At 61.6% G+C, this 15,877-nt stretch carries 14 protein-coding genes and 1 tRNA gene; 4 read left to right on the top strand and 11 right to left on the bottom strand.

All coding sequences use genetic code 11. The features are described from left to right. Positions 1 to 66: 66 nt before the first annotated feature. The gene (locus tag X730_RS159640; protein WP_023701165.1) at positions 67 to 1,164 is read right to left on the bottom strand and encodes an NADH:flavin oxidoreductase/NADH oxidase; all 1,098 of its coding nucleotides are present in this window, start codon (positions 1,162 to 1,164) and stop codon (positions 67 to 69) included. A 143-nt stretch (positions 1,165 to 1,307) separates the two neighbouring features. Here X730_RS159640 and X730_RS159645 point away from each other — a divergent pair, with 143 nt between their 5' ends. Both X730_RS159645 and X730_RS159650 read left to right on the top strand, forming a co-directional pair. Beyond that, positions 1,308 to 1,886 carry an NUDIX domain-containing protein gene (locus tag X730_RS159645; RefSeq protein ID WP_023753305.1) on the top strand — a complete coding sequence of 193 codons (579 nt, stop codon included), beginning with the start codon at positions 1,308 to 1,310 and terminating at the stop codon, positions 1,884 to 1,886. 88 nt (positions 1,887 to 1,974) lie between these two features. Next, positions 1,975 to 2,946, top strand: a complete 972-nt coding sequence (locus X730_RS159650) for an ATP-grasp fold amidoligase family protein (protein ID WP_023753304.1) — start codon at positions 1,975 to 1,977, stop codon at positions 2,944 to 2,946. A gap of 370 nt (positions 2,947 to 3,316) precedes the next feature. Here X730_RS159650 and X730_RS159655 read toward each other — a convergent pair whose 3' ends face one another. Beyond that, complete coding sequence (locus X730_RS159655) at positions 3,317 to 3,505, bottom strand: hypothetical protein (RefSeq protein ID WP_023688348.1); 189 nt, start codon at positions 3,503 to 3,505, stop codon at positions 3,317 to 3,319. Positions 3,506 to 4,229: 724 nt separating this feature from the next. Then, positions 4,230 to 4,451, bottom strand: a complete 222-nt coding sequence (locus X730_RS159660) for a hypothetical protein (RefSeq protein ID WP_023681532.1) — start codon at positions 4,449 to 4,451, stop codon at positions 4,230 to 4,232. Between the two features lie 86 nt (positions 4,452 to 4,537). Here X730_RS159660 and X730_RS159665 point away from each other — a divergent pair, with 86 nt between their 5' ends. Next, complete coding sequence (locus X730_RS159665; protein ID WP_023667527.1) at positions 4,538 to 5,401, top strand: ATP-dependent DNA ligase; 864 nt, start codon at positions 4,538 to 4,540, stop codon at positions 5,399 to 5,401. Here the strand turns inward: X730_RS159665 and X730_RS159670 are convergent. From X730_RS159670 to X730_RS159690, 5 genes are all read right to left on the bottom strand, one after another. Next, on the bottom strand, positions 5,398 to 5,646 hold the full coding sequence (locus tag X730_RS159670) for a hypothetical protein (RefSeq protein WP_023695401.1): 249 nt from the start codon (positions 5,644 to 5,646) through the stop codon (positions 5,398 to 5,400). The two genes, X730_RS159665 and X730_RS159670, sit on opposite strands and share 4 nt — an antisense overlap. Before the next feature lie 898 nt (positions 5,647 to 6,544). After that, the gene (locus X730_RS159675) at positions 6,545 to 6,736 is read right to left on the bottom strand and encodes a hypothetical protein (protein WP_023667524.1); all 192 of its coding nucleotides are present in this window, start codon (positions 6,734 to 6,736) and stop codon (positions 6,545 to 6,547) included. A 1,243-nt stretch (positions 6,737 to 7,979) separates the two neighbouring features. Beyond that, positions 7,980 to 8,065 (bottom strand) — tRNA-Leu (locus tag X730_RS159680). Between the two features lie 128 nt (positions 8,066 to 8,193). After that, positions 8,194 to 8,856, bottom strand: a complete 663-nt coding sequence (locus X730_RS159685) for an outer membrane protein (RefSeq protein ID WP_023753303.1) — start codon at positions 8,854 to 8,856, stop codon at positions 8,194 to 8,196. 129 nt (positions 8,857 to 8,985) lie between these two features. Continuing rightward, a complete protein-coding gene (locus tag X730_RS159690) occupies positions 8,986 to 9,837 on the bottom strand; it encodes an alpha/beta hydrolase (RefSeq protein ID WP_023753302.1) in 852 nt (283 codons plus the stop codon). Positions 9,838 to 10,098: 261 nt separating this feature from the next. Here X730_RS159690 and ade point away from each other — a divergent pair, with 261 nt between their 5' ends. Beyond that, on the top strand, positions 10,099 to 11,910 hold the full coding sequence (gene ade, locus X730_RS159695; RefSeq protein WP_023825630.1) for an adenine deaminase: 1,812 nt from the start codon (positions 10,099 to 10,101) through the stop codon (positions 11,908 to 11,910). A gap of 22 nt (positions 11,911 to 11,932) precedes the next feature. On the opposite strand, the gene X730_RS159700 is transcribed toward ade, so the two are convergent. From X730_RS159700 to X730_RS159710, 3 genes are all read right to left on the bottom strand, one after another. Beyond that, a complete protein-coding gene (locus tag X730_RS159700; RefSeq protein WP_023744838.1) occupies positions 11,933 to 13,096 on the bottom strand; it encodes an alpha/beta hydrolase in 1,164 nt (387 codons plus the stop codon). Positions 13,097 to 13,229: 133 nt separating this feature from the next. Beyond that, positions 13,230 to 14,303 (bottom strand): alpha/beta hydrolase, encoded by a 1,074-nt coding sequence (locus X730_RS159705; RefSeq protein ID WP_023825629.1) that lies wholly within the window; start codon positions 14,301 to 14,303, stop codon positions 13,230 to 13,232. Positions 14,304 to 14,403: 100 nt separating this feature from the next. Continuing rightward, on the bottom strand, positions 14,404 to 15,807 hold the full coding sequence (locus X730_RS159710; protein WP_023825628.1) for an aminopeptidase P family N-terminal domain-containing protein: 1,404 nt from the start codon (positions 15,805 to 15,807) through the stop codon (positions 14,404 to 14,406). Positions 15,808 to 15,877 lie beyond the last annotated feature (70 nt).

The raw sequence follows: 15,877 nt of genomic DNA, 5'->3' as shown, positions 1-15,877 counted from the left end.
GATTAACGCGAAGCTGCGGCAATCTGTCCAGCAGATGCGTTTGGCGCATCCGTCGGCGCTGCCTTTTCAGCCCTTCGTCCAATGCTGCATCGTCGTCACCGAGCGGGCGAGCTGTGGCGCGGGATGGATTTTCTCGCTGAAGGTGGCGGCGGCGCGCCAGCCCCAGCGCGGATCGGCGAGGAAGGCGCGGGCCAGCGCGACTATGTCGGCGCGGCCGTCGGCGACGATCGCCTCTGCCTGCGAGGGATCGTCGATCAGGCCGACAGCCCGTGTCGGGATGCCGGCGCCCTTGCGCACCGCTTCGGCCAGATGCACCTGATAGCCGGCGCCGGTCGGCAGCTTCTGCAACGGCGAATTGCCGCCGCTCGAACAGCAGATATAGGCAACATCAAGCGCCTTCAAAGCTTTGGCCACCTCGATCGCCTCTTCGACCTCGAAGCCGCCATCGACCCAGTCCTTCACCGACAGGCGGGCGCCAAGCATCAGGTTTGGAACTGCCTTCCTCACCGATTTGGCGATCTCGATGAGGAAGCGCATGCGGTTTTCCAGCGAGCCGCCCCAGCGGTCGGTGCGCTGGTTGGAAAGCGGCGACAGGAACTGGAAGATCAGATAGCCGTGCGCGGCGTGCAACTCGAGGAAGTCGAAGCCGGCGCGCTCGGCCCGCTTCGCGGCTTGAGTGAAGCGCTCGATAAGCTGCAGGATTTCATCCTCCTCCAGCGCATGCGGCACATTCCAGCCGGTGTCATAGGCGATGGCCGAGGCCGAGACGGTCTGCCAGGGATCCTCGCCCGGCTGCAATGGGCCGCCGCCTTCCCAGGGCTTTCGGTTGGAGGCCTTGCGGCCGGCATGGGCAAGCTGAATGCCGAATTTCGTTTCCGGCGCGGCGACGCGCCTTGCTGCATCCAGCGTGCGCCGGGCGGCCGCCTCGTTGTCGTCGGAATAGAGGCCGAGGCAGCCATGGGTGATGCGGCCGCGCCGTTCGACGTCGGTCATCTCGACGGTGACCATGCCGGCGCCCGACATCGCCAGGTTCATCCAGTGATAGAGATGCCAGTCGCTGGCCGAGCCATCTTCGGCGGAATACTGGCACATCGGCGCCACCGCGATACGGTTCGGAAAGGTCAGGCCGTCGAGAGCGATCGGCTGGAAAAGCGCTGCGGTCATCAAAAAACTCCGGAGAGGGACTGCAGCTATTTAGGCGATGGCAGTTGCCGGCACCAGACACGAGGCGGTGAAAGCGTCGCCGTTTCGGTTGCGCGCAAAACCGTTCGCGGTTACGCCATGGCGCCGACAGCTTGGAGCTCATCATGGAAGATCGTATCCGCATCCGCTCGGAGGAAGTCCTGTCCGACGACTGGGCGGTCCTGAAGAAGACTATTCTCGATTACCGTCGGCGCGACGGGCAGTGGGAGACGCAGATTCGCCAGACCTACGATCGTGGCGACGGCGCGGTGATCCTGCCTTTCGATCCCGAGCGTCAGACGGTGCTTCTGGTGCGGCAGTTCCGCTACCCCGCCTACGTCACCGGCCACCGCGAACCGCTGATCGAGGCCTGCGCCGGCCTGCTCGACAAAAACGATCCCGAAACCGCCATCCTCAAGGAGGCCGAGGAAGAGCTCGGCTATCGCCTACAGAACATCGAGCGGCTGTTTTCCCCCTATATGAGCCCGGGCAGCGTCACCGAACGGCTGTGGTTCTTCGTGGCGCGCTATTCACCCGCCGACCGCATCTCGGCCGGCGGCGGCGCGGCCGACGAGGGCGAGGACATCGAGGTTCTGGAAATGCGGCTTGATGAAGCGCTGGCCGGCATTTCAGACGGCCGCATCATCGATGCCAAGACGATCATCCTGATCCAGCATTTGAAACTGTACCCGATGAAGGGCTAGCTCGGCGAAGCTCGACGTGCCTCACTGCTGCGGGCAGGGTGGCCGTCCACTTCGCGGATGAAGTTGCGCAAGTTGCAAGGACACCGGAATGGCGCGTGGCGCAAAGGCATGGCTGAAGCGAAACAGCGCGCGGGCATCTCTCCTGTTGCTGAACGCCGCGCTGCTTGTCCGCTATCGCCGGTTGACCCAGCGTTTCCTTGAGCGAATGCGGCATCTGCCGAATTTTGCAGCCCCGGTGACGTTCACGGAAAAGGTCCACTGGCGCAAGATTTTCGATGACGATCCTCGCTTTATCGGCCTTCTCGACAAGCTCAAGTCCAAGGAAATCGTCAGGGAGCGGCTTCCCGGGCTCGCCATCCCGGAGGTGCTGTGGCAGGGCGACGATCCGCGCCAGATCCCCTTCGATGACCTGAAAATCCCATACGCCGTCAAATGCAACCACGGTTGCGCCATGAATGTCATCGTTCGCGATCCGGCCAACGCCGACCGGGAGGCGATCATTGCCGAGATGACGGAATACCTTGGCCAAACCTATGGCGCCCGCAAGCTGGAGCGCAGCTATGCGCACATAGAGCGGCGGGTTTTCGTCGAAGCGCTTGTCGGCAAGGACCAGGATTATGACCCGGTCGACTACAAATTCTGTGTGCTGGCTGGCCACGTCGCCTACATTGTCGTCGTCGCCTTCCGTTCCACGGTCAAGAATACCGCCCACCTGGATCGCGATTGGCGCCCGCTGAACATCGTCCAGGGCGCGATCGACTCGAGCCTGGAAATTCCCCCTCCCAAGAGCCTGGCGCGGATGATCGAGGCAGCCGAGGCGCTCGGCAGCGAGTTCGACATGGTGCGTGTCGATTTCTACGAGGAGGAGGGGGAGCCGATCTTCGGAGAATTCACGGTCTACCCACGCAGCGGCTTGCTGCAATTCGACCCGGCTGCCTTCGACCGCGAACTGGGCGCGCATTGGGATATTGGCGCGTCAGGTTACCTCAGTCGTTTGCCCAGCCGATTTGCCCAACGATACAAGGCGATGCTCGTCGCCGCCGGCTATCTCGACGTTTGAGATGGCTGCCTTGGGTGGCGTGCCACCCGAAGCTCGAAGAGCGAAGGGTGGTGCGGAGAACCCATACGATTAGAGATCGAGGCAAACTGATAGCTCAGCAGGTCAATAGCCGTGATTTCGAAGTGCTGCCTCAACTGAGCCGTAGCGGTCAATTTGCCCTGCTGGGATCAATCTTCGTGAGCCGCTGCCTGGTCTCGACCACGCGCCTTTGCGCAGATCGGATTCGGCAAGGCGAGATTCATAGCGACGCCGCAGTCTTCATCGAGCAAGTTTTCAGCGCGCTTCCTGCTGCGACTCGGCCGATTACCGCTAAGGTTACCGGCAAGCTCTCCCACGTCCGGACTGGGTCGAGATCATTTGAAGAACTCTTTCAGCTTGTTGAGTCGACTGTCGCCAGAGGCCTTCCGGCCTTCAGGACACGCCGCCTCGCCGATCGTATCCTGCTGGATAAAGCGAGGTTCTCAGCCACCATTTTCTCGCTGAGTACCAGCGCGAACTCGGTCTGTTTGATGCGCTGCTGAGCATCAGCGAGTTGCATCGTGAAAAGATCGGTTGCCATTGTTGATCCGGGATCCGCGAGATTCATGATTGCGTAACACATGGCGGCCGAAATCGTTCCTAGTTGTCGGGCGAAGCCGGTGCCGCAAAGGGCGGCTGAGTTTGAACTTCCGACCCGACCAGACGTCCGCGAGCGCCAAGGCATCGAGAGCCCAGTGATCGGAGGGCCACGACGAGCGGGCGCAACCCGACCACTTAAGTGATCAGCCTCGCTACAGCCTTGACAGGTACAGTCGCGGCCTCATCAAGGGGAGGTATCAATGGTCTCGGCGATTGGAAACCAACATCGGCAGGCAGCTGAAACTCGACCGAAACCCGCAAAGACAGAACCGGGCGAAGGATTTGCGCCAGGCAAAAGCGCAGACAGCGTAGGACATCGCGCCAAGGCAATGGCGGCAGAAAGTGGCGACACGGATTCTGGCGCCCAGGGGCGCGCCGCATCGACAATCGCCAGGATGGATATCACCGTTTTGGCTCCACAGAGCGAAGAGCCGCCTTTGGAGTAGCCCGGGCGGCCGTGCCGCTGCCTCAGTCCTTGTGCAGCACAACGCGCGCTGGCTACGCTCGGTGGCCATCGTCGTCTCGAAACACTTCGGGCGTTGCACTGCCGCGAGCCGCCTTCGCTGCTGGTCGAGGGGCTGTAACCCTTGGTGAGGCCGGCATCGCCTCGCCGGTCGTTGCGAGCCCACGATCGGGCGGCCAAGCGACCTTCCCTGTGTCGGTCTCTATTTGATACTAGGGGACGGCGGTTTCATCACGGGCAGTTGCAGCTGGTCAATGGTTGCGACGATGCCGGCGGCAATGGCTTCCGCCTCATGGATCAGTTCCGGACCATAGAGCCCATTGACCATCTCTTCGCTCGGCAGCACGCCAGGAGGACAGTGCTCTTCCATTGTGCGCCGGATGAGCGTCAGCGCTGCCCGGCATTGGTCGGCTTCGATCTTCATAGCTCTTCAAACATCCAATTCGTCTAAAATGTTCCGGAACTAATTTAGCGATAGCTAATTGAAGTCGTGGTTCTGCGAGTCAGTGCATGCGTCTGAAATTCATCAAGCCTATGGAACCCGAACTGGTCGACACGCCGCCGATGGGCGATGATTGGATTCATGAGATCAAATTCGATGGCTACCGCACCCAGGTCATCAAGGATGATGACGGGATTCGGCTGATCACCAAGAACGGTTATGATTGGACGGGCCGCTACATCCAACTTGCCGGTGAGGCGGAAGCGATCGAGGCGAAAGACTTCATCATCGACGGCGAGACCATTACGATCAATGAGGCTGGCCTATCCGACTTCCATGCGCATCAATCAGCCGCGACCAGCCGCAAGCCGTCGCGCGATCTGTATCTGCTAGCATTCGACCTCTTGCACCTGAACGGGCATGACTTGCGGAACACGCCGGTGGAAGACCGTCGCGAGATCCTCCGGGCGTTGATCCCGGACGGCGGCCGAATCCAGTTCAGCGAAGCGATGCCGGGCACTGGCGACGCCGTCTTTCATCTGGTCGACCAGGCTGGGCTTGAAGGTATCGTTTCAAAGCGGAAGGGCAGCAAGTATCGGTCGGGTCCGACGACGAACTGGCGCAAGATCAAGTGCTATGCCGAAAAGGAGATGGACATCATCGGCGTGCAGCGCGAGGCCGGCAAGCCTGCCATGGTGCTGATGGCCGACAAAGGCCACTATGCCGGCGGCGCCTTCGTCACCTTCAAGGCGGACAAGCGCCAGCGCCTATGGGACCGCGTGCAAGGCAAGATTGGCGGGCCGGCGCCGAAAGGGCTCAAGAGTGACAAGGCCGAATGGCTAAAGCCGGGCCTGGTCGGCCGCGTGCGGTTCCTAAAGGGCGAGGAGAAGCTTCGCCATGCCAAGCTGCTGGATTTCCGGGAGGAGACTTAGCCCGGAGGCTTGTCCCGGGGCTGTGCCGGTCCTGTCCCGTTCCACTGGATGAACTTCGCCCTCTGGCCGGTGATGGTCTCGATCGACTTCAACAGGGGTCCATGGACCTTACGTAGAGCTTGGTAGTGCTCGCCGTGGTACGCCAGGAGCGGCCCGACGATGCTCTTGTGCAGCGCTTCGGCTGCCGCCAGGAAGCGCTCGATTTCAGCCCGGGAAAGTTGTTCCGAAGGTTTGGTTCTGGCCATTGGCGCTCTCCATTGAGGGGTCGCCGCAACGAGGACTATAATCCTACATGCCGGACTGCCTGACAAGAGGGCTCGCCGGCCTTACCCCGCAGGTAGCAGTAGGGCGACGGCGCCAAGCGCAGCATCAGGAGCAACCACCAGCAAAGATGAGCAACGGCAGGCCCGGCGACCTCCTTTGGCACACGGGACAAACAAGAAGGTCGCCGAGCCTTACCGGCGCTGCTTTGTGAGGGAGACGACGCCGGATGAGATGAGAGTATGCGATCGTGCTAATCTCTGCGAACCATGCGAACGAAGGAAAGCCTTGTGGCACCGACGTTGAGATCAAGGTCGGCGGGGCGCTGATCGCTGCGGCAGGATTCTTCCAAAGCGGTAGTGAGTCCAGAGCGGAACATTAGCGTCGGCTAACGGTTAATTCGGCAGTGTTCCGAACCGTGATTGGTAGAGCGATGGTGACGTTTCATCTTGTCTATTTTTCCGGCCTGACGGCAGACCAGCTGCTAGGCAGCGCCGTTTCTATCCTGGCGTGTTTGCTGCTTTATAACGCTCTGGCTACGGACGCCTAACTGATAGGTCGGCCAGCGGCCCGGCATCCTTGGCAGCCGGCGATTGCCATCCCGATGCCAACTTCAAGACCTATCACGAGGCCAAAGACAAGCTTGCCGACGAAATCAATGGCGAGGGCCGGACAGGACGCCACACGTCCAGGCAGGGCTCTCTGAGGGCATTGGCGATGCCCGTTGCCTCAAGGTGGCGAGCTTTTTTAGTTAATAGGCCTCCGCGCTGGGCAATCTGTTCCGAGAGCTTCTGTGATGCCTCTATGACGTGGCAAACCTTGGAAAAGGTTTCCGTGGCAGGACCGGGGTACGATTCTAACCAACTAGGGCTGTATAGGCCACTAGCGCCCGACGATCCGGCTAATCATGTCGTCGTCAGGTGCGCTGTCGGTGAATTCCCGTAGGAGCGCCTTCGCGTGGTCTACCCAATGCTCTTCAGCCAGGTTCAGCTCCCGAACGGATCTCCTGAAGGTCTCGCACACCACATCGAAATCGAAGGCGTCAATGCTGTAGCCTTCCTCGTCATGGTCCATCGGCCGCCTCCCCCAATGGGGGAAACTGTACGGAATCGTACGAAGCAAGTGCAAGGGCATTCAAAAGCAATTGGCTGATGCCGCCCGATCGTTCCACAATGTGTTGCTAATATGCAGCACCGACTGAATCTCCGATCAGCGGCACTTGTGGTTGGTTCCAACAGCTGCGCGTTGACGGCAAGATGCCAAAGCCAACGACATGCGGGCGACGAAGATGGACAAGCGACAAAACACAAGAAATGTTGAGTTGGTCGGTCTTCTGGCCGTGCCGTTGTCAGTTCTAATCACGCTGCTGATAGCTGGAATGATCCTTTGCTGAAATGTTTGAGTGGCAAAAGGCTGGGGCGGGTTTTTCCCCTTTGAAAGAAGTCACGATGTCCCTATCCGTCGAACCCCCGATATTGCCAGAGGATAGCCCAGACCGTGAGGTGAACTGTGAAGTCGCATTAGAAGCCGCGTTTGCGGCCTTGGTGACTGCGTCAGAAGCGCAAGGTTGGACGCCACAGGAAACGGCTGCAACTCTTCTTAAAATCGCGACGGAGCATGCCCACCGGGTTGAGGCCGCTGCGGCCCCAGCCGGCTCCCAAGGGAGTGCTTGACCTGGCCCGCGCGGTCGGTCGCTACCGACAGGAGTGTTGCAGCAGGTATTCCAGCAAGAGTGTTAAACCTCTTCAGTTTTGTCCCTCTCCTCTGCCAATGCGCTTTTATCAAAGCCAAGCCCCAGTGGCATCGGCATGATAAGGTCTGTGAGTTGCGGCTTACACTCGAAGAGGATTGCCCTGGCCAATAGGTGGCCGGCTCGCAAAGGTCTTTGAGACGTTCTGCAGCCACATCCTCTATGCCGACATGCTCCATAGCGTATGAAGAGCTACCAGCACGCTTGTAATATAGCTTTTGATCGCTGCGGTGTGGTCGACGTTCCGACCGTGGCACGTCAATGACTATGAAACCGGCGTTTTGGTCGGCATTCGATGCAAGTCCGGCGACACGGATACCGTCGTTTTTCGGCTGCATTAGATCCCCAACTGCCGAGCTTACGACCGAAAGGGCTACAGGTTCGGGATTTGGCTCAAGCGCAGTTGCGCCGTCAGCCCCGTCACTGTTCTTACGGCAGCCAATACCGAACACCAAAACTCCAGCATGGCAGTTCCTGGCTTTGTATCCCGGCTCTACGGCTACCCGCGTCAGCCTTTTCTATGGTAGCCAGTGAGTTCTTACAGAACGAATCCTAAGCATTTCAATTTGGTGCGGACGACGGGAATCGAACCCGTACGATCAGAGATCGAGGGATTTTAAGTCCCTTGCGTCTACCAATTCCGCCACGTCCGCAGGCCAGCCCTTTTCAGACGCCAGCGAAAACCCGTCAAGCCATCTTTTGCCGAGTGTCGGACTCATGAAAGGTGGTTAGTGATGGCAAAACAGTTGGTTGTTGCCAAAATCTCAGTCGCCGAGAAGGCTCAGAATTTGTAGCTGAGATTGATACCGACCGCGTTCATCTTCACATCCTGATCGCGATCGTTGAAGGGTTCCGCCACGTCATAGTGCTCGGAGCCGAAATCGTAATAGCGATATTGCGCGCCGACGATGAATTTGTCGGTCAGCGCATAGTCAACGCCGGCGCCCAAGGTCCAGCCGACATTCGTGCGTGTGCCGGCGAACGACGCGCCCGCGACTTGCGAAGTTTCGATGCCGGCAAAGGCGACGCCGCCGACGCCGTAGACCAGCACGCGGTCCATGGCGAAGCCCGCTTTGGCGTTTACAGATCCGAACCACTTGATGTCCGTGCGGAATGTGCTTCCAAGGCCTGATACCGCCGTACCGTCGACGGCGGAATAATTGAGCTCCGCCTCGGCGCCGAGCACCGCCTGATCGAACTGCCACAGGCCGGCGACATGGCCGCCGACGAAACCGCCGTCAATGTCGGGCGAGATGGAAAACGGCGCGCCTTCTGTCACTGATATGTCGGACTGGCCCCAGCCGTAGCCGGCCTGCAGGCCGGCATAGTAGCCGGTCCAGTCGAAGCCTGGTTCGGTCATCGGCACCGCCATCGGGTCGGCGGCGAACGCCGGCGCGGCCAGAGCAATCAGAAATCCGGCACTGGCAATGGTCAGACAGCGCATCGAGTTCTCCGAAAAGGCGGTTAAGAAGGCGCCTTGCCGGAAGGTAATCCTATTCGTCGCAAAACGGAACCCATTGTTCAACAATCGGAAGCACCCGTTGCTGTGCTGGGGTGCTCTATTTTGGGGGCGCTATTTGGCGTCGATGAAGTCCAGCGCCGCCTGACTATATTCGTCCGGCGCCTGCAGCATGGCGAAATGACTGGCGTTGGGCAGGATGATGAGCTTGGCGCCCGGAATGACGGAGGCCATGTATTCGGTGTGTTCGCGCTTGATCGCCTCGTCATGGTCGCCGGCAACGATCGCGGTCGGCGTGGTTATCTTGCCGAGCTGTTCCTTGGTCCAGGCCGGCTCCGACTCCCACATGTGGCTGATCTGCGCCACGAAGGCATCGTACTGGTCGGGAGTCTTCGACAGTTTCTTGTAGTCGCGGCCCGAGCGGTCGATATAGGCGGCAAAGGTCTTGTTGGTCAGCACACCCGGATCGACGCCATCGGTGGTGACGTTGGCGGCCTGCGCAAAGAGCCGTGTCAGCCGCTCCGGATGATGCAGCGCGATGTCGATGCCGATAATGCCGCCGTCGCTCCAGCCGACAAGAGCGGTCTTGTCGATCTTGAGATAGTCGAGCAGCGCAAGATAGTCCGACGCCATGAGGTCATAGCCGTAAGCTTGCTCGGTGCGGGTAGAACGGCCATGGCCGCGGCTGTCGGCGATGATAACCATGTGCGTCTTGGACATCGTCGCCACCTGGCTTGCCCAGATGTCGCCATGGCCAAGGCCGCCATGGATCAGGAGAATCGGATCACCGGCGCCGAAAACGGCATAGTACATCTGAATGCCGTTGACCGGCGCATATCCGCTCTGATCCGGTTTGGGCATCGCCGCCGGCTCCGGCAAGGTCTGCCAACGCTCCTCGGCGGATGCAAAGCCGGACGAGATCAGGAACAGGGTGACGAAGGCGAATGCTTTCAGGAACCGGATCATGACTTCACCTCAGGAGGTTTCGGGCTCATCACAACAAAAACCCGCCTCGCGGCGGGTCGTCGGCGCAAATCAGCACGATCGCCAGAATAGTAGCATAAGTGCCGGCACAAGCCAAACTGAATGACTGCACCGTTGATGCTGTCGTCGGGGTGAACAGGTGCAGCGCATCCGCCCGGGCGAGTTCTCATCGACCGGATTTCGTCCGCAATCGCTGGTCAAAACGTTGCCGGCTTGGCACAGTCGGGCAAACAGGAGTCTTTCATGGCCAAGCAGCCGTCGGCGACGAAACCCAAGCCCTGGACCGAGATGGCGACGCATCTGGTCGATGTCGCGACGGGGCGCAAGCCGGCCGACCTCGTCATCCGAAACGGCCGCTGGGTGAACGTGCATTCGGGCGAAATCATCGCCGGCACCGACATCGCCATATCAGGCGGCCGCTTCGCCTATTGCGGGCCGAATGCCAGCCATGCCATCGGCCAGGGCACCAAGGTGGTCGATGCCGGCGGCCGCTATCTCGTGCCCGGCCTGTGCGACGCGCACATGCATGTCGAGAGCGGCATGGTGACGGTGACCGAGTTCTGCCGCGCCGTCATCCCGCACGGCACCACCTCGATGTTCATCGATCCGCACGAGATCGCCAATGTGCTGGGTCTGCCCGGCGTGCGGCTGATGCATGACGAGGCCGTCGCCATGCCGATCAACGTGCACGTCCAGATGCCGTCATGCGTGCCGTCGGCGCCGGGTCTGGAGCATGCCGGGGCCGAACTGACGGTCGCCGATGTCACCGAGGCGATGACCTGGGAAAACATAATCGGGCTCGGCGAAGTGATGAATTTTCCCGGTGTCGTGGCCAACGATCCGGTGATGTCGGGCGAGATCGCCGCAACGATCAAGGCCGGCAAGACGGTCGGCGGCCACTATGCGTCGCGCGATCTCGGCCTGCCGTTCCATGGCTATGTCGCCGGCGGGCCGGAGGACGACCATGAAGGCACGCGCGCCGAGGACGCGATCGCCCGTGTGCGCCAGGGTATGAAGGCAATGCTGCGGCTGGGCTCGGCCTGGTACGATGTTGCCTCGCAGATCAAGGCGGTGACCGAGAGCGGTCTCGACCCGCGCAACTTCATCCTGTGCACCGACGACAGCCATTCCGGCACGCTGGTGCATGAAGGCCATATGGACCGGGTGGTGCGCCACGCCATCCAACAGGGATTGAAGCCGGTGACGGCGATCCAGATGGCGACGCTGAATACCGCCCAGCATTTCAAGCTGGAGCGCGAACTGGGCTCGATCGCGCCGGGACGGCTGGCCGATCTGCTGATCGTCTCCGATCTTGCCGCCATGACCATCGACGAGGTCTATGGCCGCGGTATCAGGCTGGCCAAGGGCGGCAAGCTCGAGATCGACATTCCGGCCTATGATTACCCCAAATCGGCGAAGAACACCGTCAAGCTCGGCAAGAAGCTGAAGCCAGGCGACTTCGACATTGCGGCGCCCAAGGGCGCCAACGAGGTGCGGGTGCGGGTCATCGGCGTGATCGAAAACCAGGCGCCGACGCGGGCGCTGGAGGCCGACCTGCCGGTCGAGGACGGGCTGGTCGCCATGGATCGCCGCAACGACATCTGCCAGATCGCGCTGGTCGAGCGCCACCGCGGCACCGGAGGCGTCACCAATGCCTTCGTCTCCGGCTTCGGCTATATGGGCGACTGCGCCATGGCGTCGAGCGTCGCGCATGATGCCCACCACATCATCTGCGTCGGCACCAACAAGGAAGACATGGCGCTGGCCGTCAACCGGCTGGGCGAGGTCGGCGGGGGCGTGGTGCTGTTTTCGAAGGGCAAGGAGCTTGCGCTGGTCGAAATGCCGATCGCCGGGCTGATGTCGGACGAGCGGGCGGAAATCGTGGCGGCCAAGGCGGAGAAACTGACCGAGGCGATGCGCAAGATGGGCTGCTCGCTCAACAACGCCTACATGCAGCACTCGCTGCTGGCGCTGGTCGTCATTCCGGAGCTCAGGATTTCCGATGTCGGCCTGATCGACGTGACGACGTTCCGGAACGTCGGTTTGTTTATCTGAGATCAGCCCCGGTGCTTGGCTCTCATCCGCCGGTGGCGATGGTCAGCACCTTGAATGGCGTGGTGATGATGATCTCGGCGACGGATCCGACTGCCTTGCCGAGGCCTCGGCCGAGATTGTCGATCTGGCCCTGCGTGGGTTCGTCCGATGCAAGGCCGGCTGGAGCGCGCAGACGGTCGCCGAGCAATTGCACCAGGAACGGGTTGTCGGCGAATTTGGCGTGGTTCAGGCGGTCGCCGCCCTTGATCTGGCTGAGGTCGGCCACAACGACGCCGTAACTGGCAATGTCGGCGGCGTTGCCGTAGTCGCCGACGCGCGGCTTGTCGCCGGATAGCAGGCTGGACAGTCTCAGAGCACGGTCGTCGGCGGAAAGCAGGATGACGAACGGCCTGTCGGGCTTGCCGTAGCGGATCATCTGCTTCTTGAAGACGTCGACATCGATATCGGGCGATGCCAGGACGACACGGCCGAGCTTGCCGTCGAGATCGCGGTCGCCGGTGATGGCGAGCTGGCGCAGCGCTTCCATCGTCACCCAGGTTCCCATCGAATGCGCGATGATGTCGATGCTCTTGACCTTTGTCTTGGCGAGCATCCTGAGCGTCGCCTCGAGGTCGTCGCGCGCGGCGTTGGCGCTGTCCTTGTCGTAGATATAGCCCGTGGTCTTGCCGCTCGAAGCCCACGAAAACAAGATCGGCGTACCCGGATATTCGGTGTCGTGGGCGATCTGCGTCAGCCGGTAGACCCCATCGTCGAAGCCGTTGTTGAAGCCGTGGACGAAGACCAGCGCGCGGTCGCCATTCATGGTGATGTTGGCGCCGACGGCCTTGGCGAATTGCGAGGCGTCGCCATAGTGGACGACGTCGGTGGCGGTGAATTGCTTGGCCGGGTTCGAATTTGCCGAGCCCTTGGCGCGCTCGATGGCGCCGACCTGGTGGACCTTCGGCACGGTGACGTCGACGCGGGCGTAGCTGGTGGTCAGCGAGCGATCGCCATCGAACACCTGGCGTGGGTCCTTGGTCGCCTGCTTGCGGGTGGTGGCGACGAAGATTTCGTGGGTGGCCGCGATGTCGGAGGCAGGCACCGAAACCGTCGTCTCGTTCAACAGGTCATGGGTGTTCGGGCCGGCGCAGCCGGCGGCAGCGAGCGCGAACGCAAGGACCAGGACAGTCTTCCAACGCTCGTTCACGCGGGCTCCCGCTGGCGCATTGGCGCCGATATCAATGTCGTAGAGGCAGAGACCGGCCCGGTCCAGTTGAAAGTGATCGGGCCGAGCGGCATTCGCGACCTCACGCGGCGACGGTCGCCGCAAGGCGACAGCCTTATTGTCCGAGCGCGCTGATACGGTCGGTCACCGTCTGGTCGCTGGCAAAGCCGTCATCCTCGCGCAGCCGCTGGCCGATCATCTTCACCAGTTCGGGATTGTCGGCGAATTTGGTGTGGTTGAAGCTGTCGCCTCCCTTGACCTTGGAGAGGTCGACCACGGTGATGCCATAAGCGGCGAGGTCGGCGGCATCCTTGTAGTCGCCGACGCGTGGCCGCGAGCCGGCGATCAGGCCTGAGAGCCGCAGCGCCCGGTCGTCGTCGGAGAGCAGCAGGATGAACGGCTTGTCCGGCTTGCCGTAGCGGCGCATCTGGCTCTTGAAGACGTCGACGTCGATGTCGGGAGAGGCCAGCACGACATCGCCGAGCTTGCCGCCGAGATCGCGGTCGCCGGTGATGGCCATCTGGCGCAGCGTTTCCATGGTCACCCAGGTTCCGAGCGAGTGGGCGACGATGTCGATGCGCCGCGCGCCGGACTGCTGCAGCATGCGCAATGTCACCTCCAGCTGATCGCGGGCGGCGCTGGCGCTTTCCTTGTCATAGACATAGTCGGTGGTTCTGGCGCCGGATGCCCAGGAAAACAGCACCGGCGTGCCGGGATAGCCGGAATCGTGGACGATCTGGGTCAGGCGGTAGACCGCGTCGTCGAAGCCGGTGTTGTAGCCATGCACGAAGACCATGACGCGGCCGCCGCGCGCGGCAATGTCGGCATTGAGCGCGCTTGAGAATTGAGGCTGCGCATCGTAGCCGACGACCTCGGAAGCCATGAAGTATTTCGCCGGGTCGTTCGACTTGCCGCGCGAGCGGCGCTCGATCTGGCCGGTCTGGTGGGTGCCGGGAACGGTGACGGTGACGCGGGCGTAGTTCAGCGTCGCCGAGCGTTCGCCGTCGAAAACTTTGTTGGGATCGTCGGATTTCTTGCGTGTGGTGGCAATGAAGATCGAGTGATTGCCCGAGATTTCGGTCACCGGCGTGGACATGACGGCGCTGCCGAGCAGTTCCTCGGTTTTGCGGCCGCCGCAGCCGGCGATCAACAGGGCAAGTGCAAGAATGCAAATCGTCTTCAAACGCACGTCAAAAATTCCACTCCGGCCAAAAGGCCCATATACCCCCGCGGCACCTCCCGGACAGTGAGAGTGCGGCAGAAGTAAGTCGTGTCCAGCCGAAATGTGGTTAGCGTCGAGCCACGGTCATCGCACTGTTGCGCGAAAGCCAGAATGGCGGCAGGAACGCAGGGATGTTGGAGAAGGGCAATACCTCGGGCTTGAGCCTGATGCCGAGCACATCGCCCATGAAGGCGCGGCGCGCCTCGATGCGGCGCCATGCCTCGGGATAACGGGCCGCGATCTCCTCGCGCAACGCCTCATCGGCAAGCGCGATACCGTCTTCGATGTTGGTGGTGAAATAGCTGGTTCCGGTCGCCGGAATGATGTCGACCTGCAGCGCCATGCCCGATTGCAGCTTGATGTCCGAGCCCGAAAACACCGGCGAATGCATCCATTCGTCGATGTGAACGAGATGGCCGGGGTTGAGCGAGACGCCGAAGAACGGGTCGCCTATGCGGTCGTGCACGGCTTTCCACAGCACGCCGCCGGCAACGCCGATGCCGATGGTCTCGTACCAGTCGACGACGGCGGCGAAATAGGGCGCGACCAGCTTGTCGACATAATCGTCTATCTCGCGCGGCAGTTCCGCGGCGCTCTCGACCAGGAAGCCAGCGCGGGCGTTGAGCGAGCCCTGGATGCCATAGGCCATGGTGACGGGATCGCCGCGCTTGATGATGTCGAGGCGCGGGCTAGGCAAGCCGTAGGGCGCACGCCTGCCGGCGGACAGCATCGGGTGGCAGCACAGGGGCAGGCCGTTGATCCCCATCAGCCGCGTGGACTGCAATTCGCTCATGCCGGGCTCGATACTCCCAAGCACGTTGCGCAGGCCCTGCGAGGAGAAGGCGGCGGCGAATTCGAAGGCCGCCAACTGGTCGGCCTCGTTGATGGCGCGTAAGCCGTCGGATGGGTTCATCAGAAGATTGGCGGCGTTCACCAACTCGCCTCTATCGGCGGCCAGTGTGCGCAGCGTATCGGCGATGAAGGACGGCAGGTCGAGCGTCGTCTCGCCAAAACCGCCATCGCCGGGGCCGAACGGCTTCCAGCCGATGGCGCCGATCTTCTGGCCGGCCTTCAGGCCGCAGGCGGCAAGCGTGTCGGATAGAGAGGCCGAGCGGTCGCGTGGCTGCGCCGGCAGCGAGAAGGTCTGGTAGAGGACGCGCTCGTAAGGCCCGTCGCAGATTTCGGCATAGCCCCAACCCTCATTGCCGACGAGAAGTTTTGGCTGGCTGCCGGGAACGATGACCAGCAGCGTCTCCTCGAAACGCGGATCGTAACCACTGAGATAGGCGACATTGGCCGCGTGCTCGCGGTCGCCATAGACGGCAAAGGCGTCGAGCCCGGCCTCGGCGCCGCGCGCCAGCAGAGCCTCGATGCGCGCTTCGTAGGTCCGCCGCTGAACTAGCGGCATCACTGTTGGTTCGCCGAATTCAGGAAGGTCTACGGTCTTCAGGGCGACAGCCGAAACAGGCATGAAGATGGCTCCAATGGATTTCCTGCTGGCGCGTGAAAGCGGCCGGCCGCATCGGTGGCTGCAAACGGCG

Origin of the sequence: Mesorhizobium sp. L103C131B0 (genome assembly GCF_000502275.1) — a bacterium.
GTDB lineage: Bacteria > Pseudomonadota > Alphaproteobacteria > Rhizobiales > Rhizobiaceae > Mesorhizobium.
Note: the sequence above shows the minus strand (reverse complement) of the source record. Positions and strands in the feature narration are given on the sequence as shown.